This window comes from Pseudanabaena yagii GIHE-NHR1, from assembly GCF_012863495.1.
GTDB lineage: Bacteria > Cyanobacteriota > Cyanobacteriia > Pseudanabaenales > Pseudanabaenaceae > Pseudanabaena > Pseudanabaena yagii.
This window is the reverse complement of sequence record NZ_JAAVJL010000001.1, coordinates 3,575,916-3,597,579: the sequence shown is the minus strand read 5'-3', so window position 1 is coordinate 3,597,579 and position 21,664 is coordinate 3,575,916. Positions and strand designations below refer to the sequence as shown.

The 21,664-nt window shown below is 43.9% G+C and carries 25 protein-coding genes; 13 read left to right on the top strand and 12 right to left on the bottom strand.

Features of this window, described 5'->3' with window-relative positions; all coding sequences use genetic code 11:
• Window positions 1-26: 26 nt before the first annotated feature.
• From ilvB to HC246_RS16470, 3 genes are all read left to right on the top strand, one after another.
• Complete coding sequence (ilvB, locus tag HC246_RS16480) at window positions 27-1,793, top strand: biosynthetic-type acetolactate synthase large subunit (protein WP_211167728.1); 1,767 nt, start codon at window positions 27-29, stop codon at window positions 1,791-1,793.
• Between the two features lie 178 nt (window positions 1,794-1,971).
• Window positions 1,972-2,457, top strand: a complete 486-nt coding sequence (locus tag HC246_RS16475; RefSeq protein WP_169364331.1) for an RNA pyrophosphohydrolase — start codon at window positions 1,972-1,974, stop codon at window positions 2,455-2,457.
• 202 nt (window positions 2,458-2,659) lie between these two features.
• Window positions 2,660-3,256, top strand: a complete 597-nt coding sequence (locus HC246_RS16470; protein WP_169364330.1) for a DUF5684 domain-containing protein — start codon at window positions 2,660-2,662, stop codon at window positions 3,254-3,256.
• 31 nt (window positions 3,257-3,287) lie between these two features.
• On the opposite strand, the gene HC246_RS16465 is transcribed toward HC246_RS16470, so the two are convergent.
• Complete coding sequence (locus HC246_RS16465) at window positions 3,288-6,395, bottom strand: tetratricopeptide repeat protein (RefSeq protein WP_225903038.1); 3,108 nt, start codon at window positions 6,393-6,395, stop codon at window positions 3,288-3,290.
• A gap of 215 nt (window positions 6,396-6,610) precedes the next feature.
• Between HC246_RS16465 and HC246_RS16460 the strand changes: the two genes are divergently transcribed.
• Together HC246_RS16460 and HC246_RS16455 are read left to right on the top strand one after the other, a co-directional pair.
• A complete protein-coding gene (locus HC246_RS16460; RefSeq protein WP_169364329.1) occupies window positions 6,611-6,844 on the top strand; it encodes an RNA-binding protein in 234 nt (77 codons plus the stop codon).
• Window positions 6,798-7,253 carry a type II toxin-antitoxin system VapC family toxin gene (locus HC246_RS16455; protein WP_211167726.1) on the top strand — a complete coding sequence of 152 codons (456 nt, stop codon included), beginning with the start codon at window positions 6,798-6,800 and terminating at the stop codon, window positions 7,251-7,253. Before HC246_RS16460 ends, HC246_RS16455 begins: the two co-directional genes overlap by 47 nt.
• 162 nt (window positions 7,254-7,415) lie before the next feature.
• Here HC246_RS16455 and HC246_RS16450 read toward each other — a convergent pair whose 3' ends face one another.
• The 9 genes from HC246_RS16450 to HC246_RS16410 form a co-directional block, all read right to left on the bottom strand.
• Complete coding sequence (locus HC246_RS16450; RefSeq protein ID WP_169364328.1) at window positions 7,416-7,556, bottom strand: hypothetical protein; 141 nt, start codon at window positions 7,554-7,556, stop codon at window positions 7,416-7,418.
• Window positions 7,557-7,811: 255 nt separating this feature from the next.
• Window positions 7,812-8,045, bottom strand: coding sequence for a hypothetical protein (locus tag HC246_RS16445; protein ID WP_169364327.1), 234 nt, complete (start codon window positions 8,043-8,045; stop codon window positions 7,812-7,814).
• Between the two features lie 79 nt (window positions 8,046-8,124).
• The gene (locus HC246_RS16440; RefSeq protein WP_169364326.1) at window positions 8,125-8,763 is read right to left on the bottom strand and encodes a DUF928 domain-containing protein; all 639 of its coding nucleotides are present in this window, start codon (window positions 8,761-8,763) and stop codon (window positions 8,125-8,127) included.
• A gap of 145 nt (window positions 8,764-8,908) precedes the next feature.
• A complete protein-coding gene (locus tag HC246_RS16435) occupies window positions 8,909-10,879 on the bottom strand; it encodes a CHASE2 domain-containing protein (protein WP_169364325.1) in 1,971 nt (656 codons plus the stop codon).
• A gap of 143 nt (window positions 10,880-11,022) precedes the next feature.
• Window positions 11,023-11,562: a DJ-1 family glyoxalase III gene (locus HC246_RS16430; protein ID WP_169364324.1), complete on the bottom strand. Its 540-nt coding sequence runs from the start codon at window positions 11,560-11,562 to the stop codon at window positions 11,023-11,025.
• Between the two features lie 241 nt (window positions 11,563-11,803).
• The gene (locus HC246_RS16425; protein WP_169364323.1) at window positions 11,804-12,193 is read right to left on the bottom strand and encodes a Fur family transcriptional regulator; all 390 of its coding nucleotides are present in this window, start codon (window positions 12,191-12,193) and stop codon (window positions 11,804-11,806) included.
• 166 nt (window positions 12,194-12,359) lie between these two features.
• Window positions 12,360-13,583: a GNAT family N-acetyltransferase gene (locus tag HC246_RS16420; RefSeq protein ID WP_169364322.1), complete on the bottom strand. Its 1,224-nt coding sequence runs from the start codon at window positions 13,581-13,583 to the stop codon at window positions 12,360-12,362.
• Between the two features lie 2 nt (window positions 13,584-13,585).
• On the bottom strand, window positions 13,586-13,921 hold the full coding sequence (locus tag HC246_RS16415) for a XisI protein (RefSeq protein WP_169364321.1): 336 nt from the start codon (window positions 13,919-13,921) through the stop codon (window positions 13,586-13,588).
• Window positions 13,909-14,325, bottom strand: a complete 417-nt coding sequence (locus HC246_RS16410; protein WP_169364320.1) for a XisH family protein — start codon at window positions 14,323-14,325, stop codon at window positions 13,909-13,911. Before HC246_RS16410 ends, HC246_RS16415 begins: the two co-directional genes overlap by 13 nt.
• A gap of 192 nt (window positions 14,326-14,517) precedes the next feature.
• Here HC246_RS16410 and psbE point away from each other — a divergent pair, with 192 nt between their 5' ends.
• From psbE to HC246_RS16390, 4 genes are all read left to right on the top strand, one after another.
• Window positions 14,518-14,763, top strand: a complete 246-nt coding sequence (gene psbE / locus HC246_RS16405) for a cytochrome b559 subunit alpha (RefSeq protein ID WP_126387908.1) — start codon at window positions 14,518-14,520, stop codon at window positions 14,761-14,763.
• 87 nt (window positions 14,764-14,850) lie between these two features.
• Window positions 14,851-14,985, top strand: coding sequence for a cytochrome b559 subunit beta (gene psbF / locus HC246_RS16400; protein WP_126387910.1), 135 nt, complete (start codon window positions 14,851-14,853; stop codon window positions 14,983-14,985).
• Between the two features lie 55 nt (window positions 14,986-15,040).
• Entirely contained in the window at window positions 15,041-15,157 is a 117-nt protein-coding gene (locus HC246_RS16395; RefSeq protein WP_071590099.1) for a photosystem II reaction center protein L, read from the top strand.
• A 108-nt stretch (window positions 15,158-15,265) separates the two neighbouring features.
• Window positions 15,266-15,385 carry a photosystem II reaction center protein J gene (locus HC246_RS16390; protein ID WP_126387912.1) on the top strand — a complete coding sequence of 40 codons (120 nt, stop codon included), beginning with the start codon at window positions 15,266-15,268 and terminating at the stop codon, window positions 15,383-15,385.
• A gap of 42 nt (window positions 15,386-15,427) precedes the next feature.
• On the opposite strand, the gene HC246_RS16385 is transcribed toward HC246_RS16390, so the two are convergent.
• Together HC246_RS16385 and sds are read right to left on the bottom strand one after the other, a co-directional pair.
• Window positions 15,428-16,123, bottom strand: coding sequence for a Uma2 family endonuclease (locus HC246_RS16385; RefSeq protein ID WP_169364319.1), 696 nt, complete (start codon window positions 16,121-16,123; stop codon window positions 15,428-15,430).
• 57 nt (window positions 16,124-16,180) lie between these two features.
• Entirely contained in the window at window positions 16,181-17,164 is a 984-nt protein-coding gene (gene sds / locus HC246_RS16380; RefSeq protein ID WP_169364318.1) for a solanesyl diphosphate synthase, read from the bottom strand.
• A gap of 320 nt (window positions 17,165-17,484) precedes the next feature.
• On the opposite strand from sds, the gene HC246_RS16375 reads away from it, so the two are divergent.
• The 4 genes from HC246_RS16375 (at window position 17,485) to HC246_RS16360 (ending at window position 21,659) form a co-directional block, all read left to right on the top strand.
• Complete coding sequence (locus HC246_RS16375; protein WP_169364629.1) at window positions 17,485-18,243, top strand: response regulator transcription factor; 759 nt, start codon at window positions 17,485-17,487, stop codon at window positions 18,241-18,243.
• Window positions 18,244-18,563: 320 nt separating this feature from the next.
• Window positions 18,564-19,940 (top strand): glycogen synthase GlgA, encoded by a 1,377-nt coding sequence (gene glgA / locus HC246_RS16370; protein ID WP_169364317.1) that lies wholly within the window; start codon window positions 18,564-18,566, stop codon window positions 19,938-19,940.
• Between the two features lie 106 nt (window positions 19,941-20,046).
• A complete protein-coding gene (locus tag HC246_RS16365; RefSeq protein WP_169364316.1) occupies window positions 20,047-20,955 on the top strand; it encodes a hypothetical protein in 909 nt (302 codons plus the stop codon).
• Between the two features lie 281 nt (window positions 20,956-21,236).
• Window positions 21,237-21,659 carry a hypothetical protein gene (locus tag HC246_RS16360; RefSeq protein ID WP_169364315.1) on the top strand — a complete coding sequence of 141 codons (423 nt, stop codon included), beginning with the start codon at window positions 21,237-21,239 and terminating at the stop codon, window positions 21,657-21,659.
• The last annotated feature ends 5 nt before the right edge of the window (window positions 21,660-21,664 follow it).

Here is a 21,664-nt window from a genome sequence, read left to right as displayed (position 1 = left end):
AGTATAAGAGTCTAGAGGAGGCTACTTTGCGAACAACGGGTGCATTTGCTCTCATCGACAGTGTGAGAAGACAGGGTGTAAAACATATTTTCGGCTACCCCGGTGGAGCAATTCTGCCAGTGTATGACGAAATTTATAAGGCAGAGGCAAGAGGTGAAATTAAACATTATCTTGTGCGTCATGAGCAGGGAGCCGTCCATGCTGCCGATGGATATGCCCGCGCAACTGGACAGGTGGGAGTATGTGTGGCAACTTCAGGACCTGGAGCAACCAACCTCGTAACAGGTATCGCCACCGCGCAAATGGACTCCATCCCCATGGTAGTAATTACGGGGCAAGTCCCTTCCTATGCGATCGGTACAGATGCTTTCCAAGAGACTGATATTTGGGGCATTACTTTGCCAATCGTTAAGCATTCCTACGTGATTCGCCGACCTGAAGATATTGCTCGCATCGTTGCTGAAGCTTTTCATATTGCAGGTACTGGTCGCCCCGGTCCTGTATTGGTGGATATTCCTAAGGACATTGGTCAGCAAGAGTTTGACTACAATCCTGAAGAAGTCAAAATTGATCTCCCCGGATACCAAGCTAGAGTTAAGGGCTATCTACATCAAATTGCCGCTGCGATCGCTTTAATTCGTCAATCTAAACGCCCATTACTCTACGCAGGTGGTGGAGCTGTAATTTCCGATGCCCATACCGAAATTGCAGAACTGGCGAAGAGATTCCAATTGCCTGTGACCACAACCCTCATGGGTAAAGGTGCTTACAATGAAAATAACGATCTTTCCCTTGGTATGTTGGGAATGCATGGTACTGCCTATGCAAACTTTGCGGTACAGGGTTGTGATTTGTTGATTGCGGTTGGGGCAAGATTTGACGATCGCGTTACAGGTCGTTTGGACAAATTTGCTCCCGATGCGAAAGTCATTCACATTGATATCGATCCTGCGGAAGTTGGCAAAAATCGCAAGCCTGATGTTCCCATAGTTGGGGATGTTAAGGAAGTATTACAAGCGATCCTCGAAGCTACCAGCTATGAGGAAACCATTCAAACTAAGGATTGGTTGAAACAGCTTGATGAGTGGAAAGCAGATTATCCCCTTGAAGTACCTGCTTATGAGGGTGTGCTCTCACCGCAGCAGGTAATTCACGAGTTTGGCAAACAGGCTCCTGACGCTTATTTTGCAACTGATGTGGGACAACACCAAATGTGGGCAGCACAGTTAATCAAGACTGGTCCCCGTAAATGGATTTCTAGTGCAGGGCTTGGCACGATGGGCTATGGAATGCCTGCGGCAATGGGCGCAAAAGTTGCTCTACCAAATGATCCCGTCATTTGTATTAGTGGTGATGCCAGTATTCAGATGAATATTCAGGAGCTTGGCACATTGGCGCAGTATGGCATCAACATCAAGGTGATTGTTGTTAACAATGGCTGGCAAGGCATGGTGCGTCAGTGGCAAGAGAGCTTCTACAATGAGCGCTACTCTTCTTCCAATATGGAAGTAGGGATGCCTGATTTCGTCAAACTTGCTGAAGCCTTTGGTATTAAAGGTGTCAAGGTAATTGATCCCAGTGACTTGCAATCCGCAGTTGCCGAAATTCTGGCTTATGATGGTCCCGTTTTTGCAGACTTCCGCGTTAAGCGTGATGAAAACTGTTATCCGATGGTTCCTCCTGGGGCAAGTAATGATCAGATGGTCGGTTTGCAAACACCTCAGCGATCGCAGTTAAGCAAAGAAGCCCAAGACATTGCCTCTGAATTAGAACGTACCGCTCAACTTGTTTAAAAAAACAAAAACTGTGGCGCACGCGCAGCGTGCGCCACAGTTTTTAGCTCAATTGAGGGTGTTGTTTTAAAATGCTCTTAACAAGATATTAAAGAATGCTGTACGTTATGCGTGCAGCATTCTTTTTTGATGATAATTAGCGACGGTGCTATGCTTTGGATTTGTTAAATTAAAAAGTATGAAACCTGAAAAATCTTACCGCCCAAATGTCGGGCTGATCGTTTTTAATCGCAAGGGAGAAGTGCTAGTTGGTGAGCGTCTGGGCGTACCTGATTCATGGCAATTCCCACAAGGCGGCATTGATGAGGGAGAAGATCCACAGGTAGCAGCTCTACGGGAGCTTTATGAAGAAGTTGGCATTGATAATGCTGAGCTTGCATATGTCCATCCTGAATGGCTGTACTATGACTTTCCACCTTCGCTAAAGTTGACAGGCAAATGGGCAAATTATTGCGGACAAAGACAGCGTTGGTATGCTTTTTATTGGGATCATCCTGCCTCTGATTGCAAGCTAGATATCCACGATCGCGAGTTTCGGGTAGTGCAGTTTATGGCGATCGAGCAAACTCTTGACTCGATTGTCAGGTTTAAAAGAGAAGTTTATCAACAGGTAGTCAAGATTTTTACACCCGTTATTCGTGATTATATTGGTAAATTACAATGAGATTTACGTTAAATCAAGCTTACATAAAACATTAATTCATTTTATGTAATTCTGCTTGTCCCTTGGTACAAATTGCTTAATTATTGGTTTAAGAATTAAGAAATTTAAAGTTCCAAGATTAACTAGCTCGACATTCCTATAGGCTTACGATATTGCTAAAAGCATCGCGCCCTATCTTGAAAATGTCTTAGGAGTGTCATCAGTGAATTTGTTGAAATATTTACCTTTGCAGTATCTGAGTGTAACTTGGCGTAGAGTTGCTCTATTTTTGATTACTTTATTTGCGGTTGTGAGTTTACAGCATCTCATAGCTGCTCCTACCCCTGCGGCGAGTTCGCTATCTAACAACTCCACATCTAGTGCGATCGCTGTAGCTTCTGTTCAAAATGGCGATCAACTTATCGCTCAAAGTTCTGATTCAACTACTGTTAATCTTGATTCGCTAACCGAAGAGCAAAAAGCCCAGCTTAATCAAATCATACTTTTTGCAGGGACATTTGGTCTTCTTGCCTATGTTTTCACCAGTTTCTGCTTGATGAAAATAGCCGACAAGCTGGATATTCCTAATAGTTGGCTATCATGGGTTCCCATCGCTCAAATTTGGGTTATGGTACGTGCTGCGGGTAAACCCGGTTGGTGGCTAATTTTATTCTTTATTCCGCTTGTTAACTTTGTGATTGGCTTAATTGTCTTCTTTTCAATACCAACGAGCCTGAATAAATCATCTCTCTATGGTCTATTACTTTTTGTGCCGATATTAGGTGTATTTCTCTACTTTGGTTTGTTAGCCTTTACCTAAAAAGAAAGGGACGCGATGCGTCCCTTTCTTTTTAGGGGCTAGTAAAGATTTCAGGCATTGCCGACCAATTGCCAGAGGGGATAAAGGCTGCCCAATAGTAGGGAAACTGATATTTTTTGAGGAGATCTAGCTGAATCGTTTTTAGGGATTGACTACGCCCTTGATTTGCCTTGAGGTTTTGGTAATAGCTCTCGACTAACTCTCTTGTGGTTTGGTCGTTGACTTTCCAGAGGCTCATCACTTGGCTTTCGGCTCCTGCGAGGGTAAAGGCGCGACGCAAGCCATATACGCCTTCGCCATTGGTGACTTTGCCTAGCCCAGTTTCACAGGCGGAGAGAAATACGAGTTTGGTTCCGCGTAGGTCGATGGTGGTGACATCTTGGGCGGTGAGTAAGCCATTGCAATTGGAGTCTGAGTCGCTGCAAGATTGACGCTGATTGAAGTTAGCGAGAACTAGGGCGGATCGCGAGAGGGGATTTTGACGGATCGGTGTGTCGGGATTGGTGTTGGGTGGATCGGGTAGGAAGAATCCGTGGGTGGCAAAGTGGAGAATGCTAGGGTTGCGAAGCTTTTTGGCGGCGGATTTGGTGGCTTGGGATTGGCTCAATAATTGCGATCGTGGCAAGAGATTCTGAATGGCGCTGGTTTCGGCGGCGACGTTGGGGAGTTGACAGAATATTTGGTTAGCAAGGGAGTTTATTTCTTCACCTCTAGCAGCTATTTGGGTTGAACAAGGGTTGCGACCGTTGCTGGCGATTAATTTGTCTGAGGGTTTGCCATAGTCAGGATCGGAGAAGAGAACGGGATTTGTGAGATTGATGCCCTTGCGGTTTGGGCGGAGCAAGTCGCGTCCTGATGAGAGATAGGTGATGTCGTAGGTTTCGAGAAGGAAGCGTTTTTGCTGGTCAACGAGGGCGGCGAAGGGGATAAGGTTGAGATCGCTATCGGGGGAAATCAATAAATGACGGGCGTTGCCTAGCAATGGGCGGATCGGTTGCATCAGCTTTTGGTCAAGGTCACGGGCAGTTTGTTTGACTTCGGCTACGGTTAATTGCGGATCGACTTCGCGATCGGGGTTTGTGGGTGGGCGACTGATGGCTTGGCGAAATGTTTGAATTGCTGGCTCTAGGGTTGCGGCTTCGCCGAGGTCTACCCATTTGGGTTCGCCTTGGTTCTGGAGGATATAGGCAACGTAGCGAGGTTTGCCCCATCTATCTTTTTGGGATGCTTTGGGATTCAAAGTATCGTAGCGAAAGAATTCAATTAGGACTGCCTCGGTAGGGATTTGTTTTTGGACTGCTGCGATCGTGACGGCTTCGTTGATTGCTTGCAGTTCGGCACTGCGGCGATTGAGGTTGGATTCTATTTCTTCAACTTGTTGCTGGAGGGTGCGATATTGATCGATGGGGGTATTTTTGAGGGCAAGGTTGGCGAGTTGGCTTTTGAGGGTGATCCATTGATCAAATTGTGGCTGGATGTCGGGGGTGAGGTATTGGCGGAGGGTTTGGAGGTTGGTTGATAGGATATCAAGGAGACGACCTTTGCGTTGTAAAATTGCGGTTAGGGCTAGGCGTGTGGCGGCGTTGTTTGTGGGGGCGGCTTGGACGTGCAGGGAAATAGTACCATCTGTTGTTCCAGAAACGGTTTGCATATAAGCCTGTTTTTGGGTTTCAGTGCCAGATGCCAGATTAAGCTTTAAGTTATGTTCTTGAACTTCAAGTCCCTTTTGTCGAAATGTAATTGCGCGATCGATATCCCCCTGTGCCTGATACAACAATGAAAGATTATTGAGGCTAGTGGCGACATTGGGATGCTCAGATCCTAATGCTCTGTCAGCGATCGCGAGGGAACGCTTATAAAGTGGCTCGGCTGCTGAGGCGTTCCCCAGTGACTGATACAACACTGCGAGATTATTGAGGCTCGTGCCGACATCGGGATGCTCAGATCCTAATACTTTTTCTCGAATTGCGAGGGAACGTTTATAAAGTGTTTCAGCGGCAGAGTAGTTCCCCTGTGACTGATACAACATTGAGAGATTATTGAGGCTAGAGGCGACATCGGGATGATTGTATCCTAATGCTTTCTCTCGAATCGCGAGGGAACGTTTATAGAGTGGTTCGGCGGTTGGATAGTTCCCCTGTGAATCATACAACAATGCTAGATTATTGAGGCTAGAGGCGACATCGGGATGATTGGCTCCTAATGCTTTTTCTCGAATCGCGAGGGAACGTTTATAGAGTGGTTCAGCGGCTAGGTAGTTCCCCTGTGAATCATACGATGCTGCGAGATTATTGAGGATAGTAGCGACATCGGGATGCTCGGCTCCTAATACTTTTTCTAGAATCGCGAGGGAACGTTTAAGGAGTGGCTCGGCGGCGGGGTAGTTCCCCTGTGCAACATACAACCCTGCGAGATTATTGAGACTAGTGGCGACAAGGGGATGCTCGGCTCCTAATGCTTTTTCTCGAATTGCGAGGGAATGTTTATAAAGTGATTCGGCGGCGGGGTAGTTCCCCTGTGAATCATACAACCTTGCGAGACCATTGAGGCTGGAGGCGACATCGGGATGATTAGCTCCTGATGCTTTTTCTCGAATCGAGAGGGAACGTTTATAAAGTGGTTCGGCTGCTGCGTAGTTCCCCTGTGAATTATATAATGCTGCAAGATTATTGAGGCTGGAGGCGACATCGGGATGCTCGGCTCCTAATGCTTTTTCTAGAATCGCGAGAGAACGTTTAAGGAGTGGCTCGGCGGCGGGGTAGTTCCCCTGTGACTTATACAACTCTGCGAGATTATTGAGGCTAGAGGCGACATCGGGATGCTCGGCTCCTAATGCTTTTTCTAGAATCGCGAGGGAACGTTTAAGGAGTGGCTCGGCGGCTGTATAGTTCCCCTGTGACTTATACAACTGGGCAAGATTATTGAGGCTGGCGGCGACATCAGGATGCTCGGCTCCTAATGTTTTTTCTCGAATCGCGAGGGAAAGTTGTGCTATGGCAATTGCCTCTCGATATTTCCCCTGTTTGTAGAGTTGAATCACCTGCCGATTGAGTTCCTCTGCTTCCTTCAAAGCTGCTGATCGCGCTGAAGCAGAATTTGATTGACTAAAACTCGGCGCAACAAAAGGAACTCCAAACATTCCCAACATCAAAATCAATCCAACCCGACTCACCACCACACCAACCTTACGCATCATTTCATCATCTCCTTTACATTCGGGTGTTTCTAATAAAAACTTTCTCACATTTCTGAGTATACATATCCCCGATTTTTTGCTTCGCTATCAAATTTTAGCTAGAATGTCTGTACGCAATAGTTCATTAGCGATCGCGCAATTTGCCCATAGAAAACACTATGCTACAGACAATTCAAGGAATATATAAAAACGGCAAAATCGAATTAGCTGAAGTCCCTCAAGATATTTCTGAGAGTCAGGTTTTTGTAACTTTTTTTAAACCGCAGTTAGCTACTATATCCAGCCAAATTATGTCCTTTGGGATGTTTTTAGGCTCTCAGCAATCTACTGAATCTGATTTTAAAGATGCTGAATTTAACGGCGATCCTGATGATGGTCTTAGTTGGTCATAGTTATAGGGCTATGAAATATATCATTGATACCCATGCCCTAATTTGGTTCTTAGAAGGAAATTCTCGTTTAGGTGCGATCGCCAAAGAAATCCTTTCTGATGCGAGTAGTGAATTAATTTTACCTGCGATCGCTTTAGCCGAATCAGCATGGATAGTTAGTCGTGGTAAAACTTCGATTCCTTCTGTCGAGGCATTATTAAAGGTAGTCAAGGATGATGAACGGGTCTCTATCTATCCACTAGATTTTGATGTAATTGAGAGAAGTATCAAGCTGATTTCTATCAACGAAATGCATGATCGGCAAATTGTATCAACAGCTTTAGTCATAGAGAGTCAAGGAAACCAAGTGGCTATTTTGACTTGTGATCAGAATATTTGTGAGGCAAAGGCGATCGCAACTGTTTGGTAGAGCGATCGCTTAAAACTCAACCTCCCGACCCTCAGAGCGATCGCGTAGATCGGCAAAATCTTCGTCGGCGAACACAATATTTTCCTGCTGCATCCTCTGTCTAAACCTTAAAGTCTTATACCAAAAACCATCTTGACCATTATCTAAGGCAGAAAAAGTCCTCTATTCTTGTGGCAAAGGCGTAACAGCATTTTCTAAAATTAAAACAATCTGCTCCTCCAAAGTTCGCTGATACTTTTGGGCAAGACTTCTCAGCTTTTCAATGACCACAGGCTGACCAATTTCTAAAATAATTTGCGTCATAATTAACTCCTCTAAAATACACAGATGATCTATATAGGAGCAAAGCATTCCCACAGAAATCTATAATTTTTCAGATAACTTTAATTGGGGAATGCTTTGCCCTAACCTCTCAACGCAGGGACAAGCGATCGGTGAAAGCATGGAGGGTTTAGCATTTGCGCCAAGATTTTTATACTCCCCACCACAATCTTGAAACGCAAATGCTAAACCCCTACGAATTTGTGTTTATAGGGACAACGCGAATAATTTATGTTTTTAACGCGGCGATTTCTTTGGGGACTTTGAGGCTTTTGGTGGTTTAGTGCTAGTTTTTTGCAACTTTTGCACTTGTTTGAGGCTTAGCCCAGTAATTTGCACAACCAAATCTACAGCTATATTAGAGCGCAACATATTTAAGGCAAGCTGCTTAGTAGTTTCAGCCTTGCCTTCAGCAATACCTTCAGCCATGCCTTCCTGCAAGATGGCTTGATAGATAACAGATTCTTTCATGATTTCGCTCCTTAGTAATCTTTGGATGATTTCTTGACTCAGGGCTATACCCGATATTATAGCGGTCGAGGCAGCTACGTTACTTTTGCGATTTTAATACGATCGCTGGCAATCCTTTCAAATCGCCGAACTTGTGACGCACTAACCACGACTCCCACTCAGACTGAATTAATTGATCTCTAGGATTAGTTCGGCGCAACAAATCTAAGACCATCAAAGCATCGTACTCAAACGCTCTATATCGCTCCCATAAAGTCAACTGAGATGGAGACTTAGCATCAGGCAGAGTAACCTTTTGCAACTCACCCACCACAAAATCATCAATGCCGCGATTATCAGGATCGCAAATGATATTAAATTCCCATTTATAGATTTGTCCCCCATCAAGCTTTTTGATGTTAGCTTCATTCGGTAACACCACCCGCAAAATTCCCGACTGACCTGACAAACTAAAGGTCTGTCGATAAATTGACTTGCGATCGCGATCGCGAATTGAAAACTTTGCCTGACGAGCTGTTGTGGTTGGCACAACTAACAAAAATGTTGGATAGTCAGCCGTGGTGAACACCTTCTTCGACACAGGAGACAATAATTCAGGCGTAACTGTAGAGCAATTATTGCCGCGTATCGTTGGATCGGTTGGTGGTGGTGGATCGTAAATGGGAATAGTTTGTGCTGTGAGTAACTGGCTTGGCATTGCACCAATTACAAAAGCCATTAGTGCCATTGTCCTAAGAAACCTATTCTGACGAAGAATTTTCATGAATTTATGGGGTGGCATCCAGCACAAACAAACGATGTAAATTTGATGTCATCAAATTTACATGATCTGATGATGAAATATAATTTTCTTGCCACAAATTCTACCGATGTCCAATTAAGCGATAAACCTGCACTGCCTGCACCCTACCCTTTAAAAATACTGCTCCCCAACTTTCCACATCATAGAGATCTTCTAAATAATCCAGTGTTTCCTGTGCAATTAAAATGCGACAGTCTTCCTCTTGACGCTCCTTCTCACAGGACTCTAGCCGTGACGCAATATTTACCGTATCGCCAATAACCCCATATTCCAAACGACTCTTACCGCCCAAACTGCCCACCATCACCGCTCCCGTAAAAATTCCCACCCGCATCTCAATTTTGGACAATCCCTGCTGCTCAAAACGCTGATTTAATTCCATTAGCGCCGATCGCATTGCCAAGGCACAAGCCACCGATCGCCGCGCATCCGTGGCAATTTCCGCCTGTTGTTGAAGGGCGATCGGCACACCAAACACCGCCATCACACTATCGCCAATAAACTTATTCACCACGCCCTGATGCGACTGCACCACATCCGCCATCACTGTCAGATATTCATTGAGCCAGCCCATCACCCGTTCTGGCGATTCTCCTTCCACGATCGTACTGAAGCTCTTAATATCCGTAAACAGAACTGTTGCGGTCACATTTTGCCAAGGTAATCGACCAGACTGCAACAGGCGATCGCGTCCTTCCCAAAGTGCATTGGCAATCGCTGGTGAAGTCTGTTGACCCAATAGCCGCATCATCATTTGTTGCTGTTGTTGAAGCTGATATTGGCGATCAATCAAGGTGGTAAGGCTCGCTAGCCCAAACGCCAATGCAGGAGCAACCACAGGAATCCAACCCTGTTGCAAAAATAGAACATAGCTAAATCCCAATAAGATTAATAGAAATAGAAGTTCGCTGAGGATTAAAATAAGCGGTTTGCGAATACTCCAAGTTAAGCTAATCCCTGCGATCGCCCAAATCAACATCCATAAAAGCTCTTGCCACTCCGCCCAAAACCAAAACAGGCGATCGCCATCTAGCACTGCACCAAGCAAATGACTGGTAATATGCGCTTGAACTTCCACTCCTGCCATTCTCACAGTTCCCTCAGTTGCGGAACTATAAGGAGTTAAAAAAATATCCTTGAGACTAGGCGCACTTACACCAATCAGCACGATTTTTCCTTTAATCAAATCAGGATTTACTTCTTTTTGCAGGACTTGGGAGAGCGTGACGCGCTGCAAAGATTGGGATGAACCGCGATAGTTAATCAGAATTTGATAACCGCCACTATTAATCGTTTGATAAGCTCCAGAATCTGACTTTAAAAGAGGAAATACCACTCCTCCCAATTCATATTCTTTTTTGGAATTAAACGAGGGCTTGAGATTTTGACAAACTAAATCCTGACGCTGTGGGCGATCGCGGGGACAGTCTGCTCGCAAATAAGCATTGAGCAATTGAATCGATAAAGAAGCGCGATTGGTAAATAGCAACACCCGCCGCATAAAACCATCAGGATCGGCAGGCAGATCAACTAGACCAACCTGTTCTTTGGGTAGCTCAATGGGCGGATCGATGCGATCATTTTGATTATTGCCATTGCTAACTGCGGCAATCACATTGGGGCGACGCAATTGGGCAATTAGTTCACTGCGATCTGGCTCAATGGGAATATTACGCTGAAGATTGAGATCTACGGCAATCGCGGCGGGTTGATACCGATTTAGTTCTGTTAAGGTCTGCGCGACAAGGCGATCGGTTAGGGGCCATTTGTATTGTTTGATGTCGCTTTCGGTGATCGTGACCAGTAACAATCGCGGATCGGTTACTTTGTCTGGACGCGATCGTATCATCTGATCAAAAACCACTAGCTCTAATTGTTGCAGTCCCCCTAGCTGCCTGACTCCGTAGAGCATCCCCAAAATAATTGCGCTACTGACAAATGTAGATCGGAATCTTGGCAATTTTAATTCTGTCAATTGCTGCAAGAGATATTTAGGAAATAGCGGTTTTAGCCATTGAAAATTTTTTAGCATTAGTTATTGGTAACAGGCTCAATTTCAATTAGAGTCAGGATTCGTTAAGCCTAACTCTAATAGTTTTATCGTATCTATAGCGATCACCATGATGCTGAGAGTAAATTAAACCCATAAACTCATAGAACAAAAATCTGTAAATACTAAACAATCATGTCTTTGGCTAATTTATTAGCGATCGCTTCACCTTGCAAAATCTCTACTAATTTGAGGGCAAATGCCATAGCTGTTCCTGCACCACGACTAGTGACCACATTGCCATCAACTACCACAGGTACTTCCAGATATTCGCCTACTTCTAGTTGTTCTTTGACTGCGGGGAAGGATGTTGCTTGTTTACCGCGCAGTAATCCCGCATTAGAGAGGACAGTGGGAGCCGCACAAATTGCTGCAACGAGTTTATTTGCTGATGCTTGTGTTTTAAGTATTGATGCAATGCGATGGTCTTCGCGCAAGCGGAAAGTGCCTGCACCACCAGCAAGGACGATCGCATCAAATTGGCTAGCATCAACTTCATCGAGAAGTTTGTCGGCAATAATAGCGATCGCATGAGCGCCCATCACTATCTGCTCGGAGAGGCTGGCTGTCACTACTTCAATATTGCCGCGTCGCAATACATCAATAATCGTAATCGCCTCGATTTCTTCAAAGCCTTCAAATAGGGGAACAAGTACAGTTTTCATAGTTTAGTTTCCTAACCCAGTAAAGTGGGCAGTTTCGCTGACCATTTTATAGCTGCCGTCACTTATGTTAGGACAAAATCAAAACCCAAGAAGAGAAAGGCGGCGCTTCGCGCCGCCTTTCTCTTCTTGGGTTTTATGTCCTGATACACTTGGCGACAGCTATATTGAGATTCCTCCTGACATTGACTACACATACCGAAAAATTCCTCATCTAATAAAGTGGGCAGTTTCGCTGACCACTTTATTGAGATTCCTCCTGACATTGACTACACATACCGAAAAATTCGAGGGTGTGATAATAAATCTGAAAGCTATGTTTTTTGGCGAGTTGATTGCCTAGATCGTGAATGGGACAGCTATCAATCGGCAGGGATTTACCACAGTTTAGGCAATTAAGATGATGGCGATCGGCACGGGTGACACTGTAAACCGTTTCGCCATTGGGTAAGGTGAGAGCTTTGATTAAGCCTTGCAATTTGAGCGTTTCTAGCGATCGATAAACCGTCGCCAACCCCACACTTTTTTCACTATTGCGTAATTCCGAATGAAGATCTTGCGCGGATACCGCGTGATCGTGATGTTGGAGGAGATGTAGCACTCGTTCTTGACTGCGAGTGAGTTTTTCTTTCATGCTTTTATAAGGGACTTGCTATTAATTAAAGTACCTGTGGCTTCGACTCCGCTCAGCCAACGTTAGCTGAGCGAAGTCGAAGCTAGATAACTTTGGTGGGACATTTTTTATCCGCAAGAGCCTTAAGGTGTTGCAGCAACTGAGCCACATGCTCATGCAACGAAGGTCAGAACTTAAAAGGATTATAAATCACGCATGGGGTAAAGGCATTTTCTAATAACTCGTAAGTAACTGGATTTAGATTAGTAATCCATTGTTTATGAACGAGTTCAGCGATCGCACAAGTGCCATAGATCAGAGCAGATATACCTGCAATTGTGGCGTGAAAGTCGATCGCCATATTTTGCACATCACCGTTATAGCGTTTGACTGTGAGACTACCGCAATCGCCATCTACTCTAAAAATACTCTCATTCCAACTGCATTGAGGATCGCTAAGGGCAAAGGTAAATGGCTCACAGGCGATCGGCAAACCATTCAAAGCCCCAACAATATCTACAATCCTTACCATCCAAGGCTCTGTTATTGATGATTGCAACTTTCCTGCATCGCTGAGCCATGAATTTACATTTGCATTGATTGGGATTGGCATTTTCAGGCTATGGGTTTGATCTCGATGGCTAGCAAAAAATGAGAATAGGCGATCGCGGGATTCTAAATCTGTCCAAAATATTGATGAAATTTCGATCTGGCGATCGCTCATGGGTAAATTGCCACTGCTATCAATTCCATAAATGGCTAGGGCTACGGGCTGGCGATCGCGCTTTATCACCACACAGAGCTTTTGCCGATGTAAATGCCACCATTGGTCATAGGTGAAATTTGTAATTGCTAAGCCGTGACTATGGGGCATTATTGTGTGCGATCGCAGATTTTCGTAGAGGAAATTGGACAAAATATCTCTGACTTCAGTCGCAGGAAAGCGATCACATGACCCGTGATTCTGATTTGGTAATTTTAAATAATTAGTTAAAGACGCGATCGGAATCGTAATTTCATTGGTAGCATTGGCGATCGCATAGCCCAGTGATTCATAAAAACTCTCTTTAAAAGGCGTAAGCATACTCACACAAATCCCCTGCATCCGCATTTCTAAAAAAGCACTTTTCATTAATGCCTTCACACAGCCACGATTGCGATATTCAGGATATGTCCAGACTCCACCAATTCCCCCCATCGACTTAATTACGCCCCGTACAGACTGCTGAAATCGAAAACATTGCAGCGCCGCCACAATTTTGCCATCGATTTCGGCTGCCAATACATCATCAGGATTGATGGCTGTTAGGTGCGATCGCGGTAAATCCTGATTAGTCCAGCGCGAATAGGCATACAAATCTCCCTTGAGTATTTCAATACGTTCATTCTTATCAATCTTGCGGATTTTCATGATCAACTTACGGCATACTCCGTAAATTTACGCATGAAAGGAGAATGAAAACCGATGACAATATCCTGTTTGGGTACACCTTGCTTCACTAACTCTTCGGCAAAATCTATTTCTGTACCGTTGTATTGCAACCAGATTTTACCTTGTTTAATATCGAAGTGCAGGATGCAACCATAAATACGGTGATCATTCTCCCAGCCCACATTAATAATTTGGTAATGATCATTCTCTAAATCAAACACTAGTTCGCGGTCTACACCATTTCTTCTATAGTCATCATGGGCATATTCTTTGATTAATCGTTTCACAATTTCTCGATATTGGTTTAATTTATCCATTGTGCTATCTCCTCTCTGTTTGGGTTGTAAATAATCAATTTTATGTTTTGAATTTTAATGATTATTTGGATTAATTCCAGTTTAAAAAATGTTTCATAAATAGTGTTGGGAACAGCTAAATACATTATGCGATCTGGCTCTTTTTGGCTCAGTGCTGTGCGATAGTTAATAAATTGCCCTAGTGCTTTGTGAAATTCAGAAATTGCTGAGCCACTAATAAAGCTCTTAACTTCAACTGCAATTTTTTCCCCTTTTCTTTCTGCTGCAATTAATTTTTCTGCCCCTAAGTCAATATATATTTCAACTCCACCAAAGTCTAAATACATGGGATCGTGGGTAATTTCCCAACCTTCTTTCTCTAACCCTATTTTGACCGTATTATGAAAAATATCTTTGGCTGGCATATAGATAGAGAAACAGTAATTTTTTCTGGAAATGGCTAGAGGTTTTCTCGCGGTTCAACGACTAATACTGAATTATTTGTGATTTCAGCCTGTGGGCAGGGTATTGTTTTAGCTCTGCGATCGCAACTTGGTACAATAGTAAATTATTATTTAAAATAAAGATTTTAGACATTACACATTTAGAGGACTGTTATGGCAGGTACTACTGGAGAGCGCCCATTTTCCGACATTATTACCAGCGTTCGTTATTGGCTAATCCATAGCCTCACCATTCCTGCACTGTTTTTGGCAGGTTGGTTGTTTGTAAGCACAGGCTTAGCCTATGACGTATTTGGCACACCACGCCCTAACGAGTACTACTCTCAAGATCGCCAAACTGCGCCCATTGTAATCGAGCGCTACAATGTTGACGCTGAGATTTCCGCAACTGGGAAATAACTCCGAACTATTTCTCTGCTAAATATTGCAAGACTCAGTTCATTCTGTTTATCGCGTTAAACCACTGCAAAACTTTACTCATTCACTATGGCAAGCAACAATCCTAACCAACCCGTTCAATATCCTGTATTTACCTTCCGTTGGCTAGCAGTTCACGGCTTAGGCGTTCCTACCGTGTTTTTTATTGGCGCGATCGCAGCAATGCAATTCATTAGCCGCTAGTTCTTATTCATTCCAGACGTAATCTAGAAACAAAATACAAGAAAACTATTTACTTATGGCTCCTAAAAATCCAAATAGCCAACCTGTAGAGTTGAATCGTACTTCTCTCTTCTTGGGACTATTACTCATTTTCGTAACTGTTTTGCTATTTTCCAGCTACTTCTTCAACTAAGTACTAAATTTTTGTAGATGGAGAAAGCTCTTGCTTAGACAGATGCTCAGCATCCACGCAATTTTTTAATTCTTTTCATAAAATTATTTTCTTTGGAGGTCTCAATTCATGTTTAAAGATGGACGCATTCCACTTTGGTTAGTAGCCACTGTTGCTGGTACTGGTGTACTAGTTGTTGTTGGTCTATTCTTTTATGGTTCCTACGTTGGTCTAGGTTCTGCAACCTAAATTTCCATAAAAAAAGAGGGGGCGCGATGCGCCCCCTCTTTTTTATTTGTGTTGCAATTGTGTAAGTAACCATGATGTTACATAGCCATGATCATTTTCTCTAGACAAGCGCAACACTTCTTGCAAAAGTGCAGTTTCTAAACCTGTAATTACTTGCGATCGCGTAATGCGATAACTACCTTTAACCCCTTCTAAATCGGTAATTGCAAAGGCTAAAATCTCTACATTTTTAACATCAATTACCCAATATTCTTTAACACCCAAATCTTCATACATCAAGCGTTTTTTACCGATATCGTCAGCCCAAGAGCTATTGGCGATCTCGATCGCCAAATCAGGTGCAGGATAAGTCTCAAGATCAATAACTCCTGTCCCCCAAGGAATTAACTGAGCGCGCTCGCCCACGTAATAGGAAATATCAGGCTGTACTTCTTTATTGCCAACTTTGCGATAAGAGCAATTGTCTTTGCTATTTAGGGCTAATCCATTAACAGCAACAAATAAGCCAATCGCCATGACGATTAGGGCATGATCAGCCGAATGATCGGAGCCTGTGGACATAGGTTCGACCCTTGCTTCCCCATTGAAATAATAAAACTTGTTTTTTTGATATTGAGGATTATCGGCAACTTGGATAAATTCAGCCCAAGAGACTTTTACCCAAGTATTTAGGTACTGGTCTATGAAGTTTTTAAATGGGTGCTCAGGAGTTTTATTGATGCCTAATACCGCAACCATAGCTACACCTCATTAGCCTAATAATAAGGAGATTAGCGCTTTGCGCTATCTCCGATTTTAATACAACCGATCTAAAACGTAGTTAGTTAAGCCAATGAGGGACTGTTTGGGGGCAGAGGATGGCAGCCATTCGATCGCAGTTAAAGCAGACTTCACATGACTCTTGGCTAATTCACGCGATCGCGAAATGCCTTCACTGCTATAGACAAGCTCTAAAGCTTTATCGAGATCGCCCACTTCGCTAAACTCACGCTCGATCAAGCCACGCAATTGCGGATACTCCTCTAGGGCAAATAGGACTGGTGCGGTCAAATTACCCTGCTTGAGATCGGAGCCTGCGGGTTTGCCCAAAGTCTCAGTGGAACTGGTGAAATCGAGGATGTCATCGACCACTTGGAAGGCGATGCCAAAATGCTTACCAAAGTTAAATAATTGCTCAGCCTGTACTTGACTAACACCACTTAAGACACCTGCCGCCTTAGCGCTACCTGCCATGAGTGAAGCAGTCTTATAAAAACTCTTTTCTAAATAATCCTCAAGGGTCAAACTGCTATCAAAAGCTGTCAGGCTCTGACGAATTTCACCTTCGGCAAAATCGGTGATCACTTTGGACAAGAGCTTAACGACTTCGAGGTGATCTAAATTTGCTAAGTACCAAGATGCTTGGGCGAAGAGAAAATCCCCTGCGAGTACGGCAATGCGATTGCCGAAGCTATTGTTTACCGTTGGCATCCCGCGTCTGAGTTCGGCGGAGTCAATCACATCGTCATGCACCAAACTCGCTGTATGGATCATTTCGGTGATTTCGGCGAGTCGGCGATGGCGTGAGGTAATATCGCGATCGCTCATCGTTGCCCGTGAAGCTAGTAGCACTAATGCAGGGCGCATACTCTTGCCCTTAGCTTCAAATAGATGTTCCGCAGCAGCGTAGAGAATAGGATGTCTTGCGCCTACCAACTGCTTCAGGTTATCCGTGAGCGTACGCAAGTCATCCTTGACTGGTGCAAAAAGTTCGGTGACAGAAGTAGTTGGAAGGCTCATGCGAATAAACCAGTTTTATATCAATTTTTACATATCTTCATATATTGTATGAGTAATGTTGTAAGAGTTGAAGACAGACTCAGGGTGTTTTATTAATGATTGTGGTAGAGATGCCTGTAAATAGCTGATAATCTGTACCTACTATTCCTTTAGCCAGAAATTTTTTTAGCGATCGCCATAAATTCAAGATAGGGGTGATAGCACCGAGCTTTACTCCTAATATCTGATGTTTAAGGGCTAGCTTTACTGAGAATTGGTATAGGATATATTATTTAACAAATCGTATTAATCCAATCGTATAGATGGAACTTTGACTAATGATGCCTAGGCTGCTCTTGATCGATGATGATCCCATAATCTCTGAAATGGTCACGCTCAACCTCGAAAATGCTGGATATCAAGTCACTCAAGCTAGTGATGGCATTAAAGGGCAAGCACTTGCCATTCAGTTGATGCCAGACATGATCATCCTTGACTTGATGTTACCAAGGGTTGATGGTTTTACTGTTTGTCAGAGATTGCGGCGTGACGAACGTACTAGAGAAATTCCTGTGATGATGCTCACGGCTATGGGGCAAACTCAAGATAAGGTTGAGGGATTTAATGCAGGGGCTGACGACTATCTCACCAAGCCATTTGAACTTGAGGAAATGTTGGCAAGAGTGCGAGCTTTATTGCGGCGTACTAATCGAATTATTGATACGGCAAAACATGGCGAAATTTTAATTTTTGGTTCTTTAACCCTTGTACCTGAGCGGTTTGAAGCGATTTGGTTTAATAAAACTGTTAAGCTGACGCATTTGGAGTTTGAGCTATTGCATTGTTTGTTGCAACGTCATGGACAGACAGTCTCGCCTAGTGAGATCCTCAAAGAAGTATGGGGCTATGAGCCTGATGATGACATTGAGACGATCCGTGTGCATATTCGCCATTTGCGTACCAAACTTGAACCTGATCCCCGTCATCCGAAATATATCAAAACTGTCTATGGTGCGGGTTACTGCTTAGAGTTACCCAATGACAACGACAACGACAACGACAACGATAATAAACAAGAAGAAGTCGCGATCGCTGAATAGTAAAAAAGAAACCCGCAAAGCGGGTTTCTTTTTTATTGGGAGTGAGTTTGTTGAACTTGAGGCACTTGTAAAAAATTACTGCTGTAGCGATCGCGCTATGCTTCCTCAAAAAAGGAAATCGCAAAGCGATGTCTTTTCTCAAATCAAGAGGCACTTGTAAAAATTACTGCTGTAGCGATCGCGCTATGCTTCCTCAAAAAAAGGAAACCCGCTTTGCGGGTTTCCTTTTTTATCAGGCCCTTGCAAAAATTACTGCTGTAGCGATCGCGCTATGCCTGAAAATAATTTAGATAGCCTGAAATACGAGTAATGATCAACGAATGAAAATTTTATTTGCGGCGGCTGAAGTTGCTCCTCTCGCCAAAGTTGGCGGCATGGCAGATGTAGTGGGCGCACTCCCCCCAATTCTCAAAAAGATGGGACATGATGTGCGGATTATCATGCCCTACTACGGTGTGATTCCAGACAAGCTCAAGGAAAATCCTGAATGGATCTGGAAAGGCTATGCCATGTTTCAGGAATTTGATATTTTTCAGACAGTTCTACCAGGGACTGATGTTCCGCTTTATTTAGTGGGGCATGGCTCCTTTATTCCCGCTCGTATTTATGGTGGTGAAGACGAAGATTGGCGGTTCACCATGTTTGCCAATGCCGTTGCTGAGTTTTCTTGGAACTATTGGAAACCTAACCTCATTCACTGCCATGATTGGCATACAGGTATGATTCCTGTGTGGATGCACCAAATCTCAGATATCGGTACGGTCTTCACAATTCATAACTTGGCTTATCAAGGGCCTTGGCGTTGGTTCTTAGATCGGATTACATGGACTCCTTGGTATATGGATGCCCATAACACCATGGCTGCTGGAATTAAATATGCCGATCGCGTGAATACTGTTTCCCCGACCTATGCTCAGCAAATTTGTACGCCGACTTATGGGGAAGGACTCGAAGGAATACTCTCATTCCTCAAACCTTGGGGCATTTTAAATGGTGTTGATACTGAGCTAGAAAATCCTGCTACTGATCCTGCCCTAGCTCAAAACTATTCTGTAGATACCCTTGACGATCGCCTTGCTAACAAAATTGCTTTGCAAAAGGAATTAGGACTAGTCGTTAATCCTAGTACTTTCTTAATTGGGATGGTCGGGCGTTTGGTGGAGCAGAAGGGTATTGATCTATTGCTGCAAATTCTTGAGCGGTTTATGGCTTACACTGACGCACAGTTTGTCGTCTTAGGTACAGGCGATCGCTATTATGAATCGCAACTCTGGCAAATTGCTGCTCGCTACCCTGGCCGTATGTCCGCGCAAATTTTATTTAACTCGGCGCTATCCCATCGCGTTTATGCAGGTTCCGATGCTTTCCTGATGCCGAGCCGTTTTGAACCCTGTGGTATTAGTCAACTAGTAGCCCTGCGTTATGGTTCTGTGCCAATTGTGCGCCGTACAGGTGGTTTAGTCGATACTGTATCTTTCCATGATCCTATTGGACAGACAGGTACTGGTTTTAGCTTCGATCGCTATGAGCCACTCGATATGTATACCTGCATGGTACGCGCTTGGGAAAGCTATCGCTACACCGATGCTTGGCGCTTGTTACAACAACGCGGGATGAATAGTAACTTCAGTTGGGAAACCTCAGCCGAAAAATACATCCAGTTGTATCGTTCAATCCCTGGTTTAGAAAACGCTTAAAGCTTATAAACAAAAGGGGTGCTCTGCGCCCCTTTTGTTTATAAACTTGCCAAAATCCTCAAAGCACTGTAAAAATCACATCTAATCGACTATTCAGTACCTATTGATGATGCGCCAGTTTCCCATTATTCTAATTCCGCCAGAAGTACAGCGCATTGCTCAGTCTAAGCCTCAAGCTCCTGAGTTTAATATTGAGATTCCTAGCGTGCCTGCTTTTCGTCAGCCTAAGCCAATTCATATTCAAGAGGCTTTGGGGCTGACTTGCGGATTGGTAGTGGTAGTTGCGATTGTGACTCTCATTTCCAAGATATTAGGACTGGTCTTGCTGATCGTGGGAACGGTGGTAATTATCCTGCGGATTCGGTATCAATTTCAGACTTATAAAAAGCGCTATAAAAAGCATCAAGATACTCTCCAGCATTACTTAGCTAAGTTTGAAGCCTATTCCCATCAAGAAATTAAGTATCAAAGGGAATTGGCGATCGCCCATGCTCCAGATCGAATTATGCAGTTTCGCCATCAGCAATATCGTGATTATTTTGCCAAGGTATCGACGAGTGGGGATGCGATCGCGATTAAGGAAAGCACTAATCCCTTTGGCAAAAATCAACCAACGGATGAGCAAGCGATCGAGGGTGTAATTTACTATTTTGGGATTACCCTTCAGCAATATGTAACGGGAACCCTCTATCAAGGCGTAAAGTTGTTTATTCCGAGTATTGATTATGATTGGTCGCCTGCCTTGGTATATATCGATCCTGTCCTGAATTTACACATTGCGATCGAAATTAGTGTCCCCTCAGACAATGCTGCGATTATCATGCGCGATGATTTAGCAGAGAGGTTTTTAGTGGATTCAGGTTGGATTATTATCAAGTTCGCTCAGGAGCAAATTTTGCAAAGCTCGACGGAATGTTGTAAGGAATTTGCTAAGTTACTTGACCGTCTGAGCTTTGATGACAATGTATTACCCAAGTTTGCCGATACTCCCGATTTATTAGTTGTTAAACGCTAATACAACCCAGAAATATTTTTGAGAGTGGCGCTTCGCGCCACTCTCAAAAATATTTCTGGGTTTCAAGTAAGTACAAAGCGCTGTAATTTAATGTAACCATTTGCATACAGCGTATTCCCCATATTTGAAAGAGTGGCGAAGCTACTCTTTCAAATATGGGGAATGATAACAATCGCTACAGCGATCGCGGGATGAGTCGATTTATGGTATGCAAATGCTAAAATCAGCTACCAAAGGCTGGTAAAGCTTTGTTTTGTAGGTGTTATGTGAGGATTTCGCCCATGAATGCTGCTGAACAAGCTAGAAATGTTGACATCGCGACTAAAATCGCTACCGTTGTTAATTTGTTTAAAACCATTTACCCTGCGGCTCGTTCAGACCTAAAACCTTGGGTTAACAATTCGGATACTCGCAGATTGCTTGATCCTGATTCGATTGATCTAGGCTTTCATTTTCCGGGGGTAAGTTGGCGGCTCAGAGTGCGGAGCATTCTCTTTCAAATTCGTCTCTATGAAGATCCTGTGGAAGGTGATTTACGGGCGATCGGTATTGAGGCAAGTGGGCATGACTACAAGGGCGAGCGTTGGCGCTTCTCAACGGTTGAGAATTGGCAATTTTTGGGAGATACTTTGCCTAAGGATGATGGAGCCGAAAATCTACGCGAGTTCTGTCGCCAAACCTTAGAAGTTTTCAATCGTCAATAATCTGC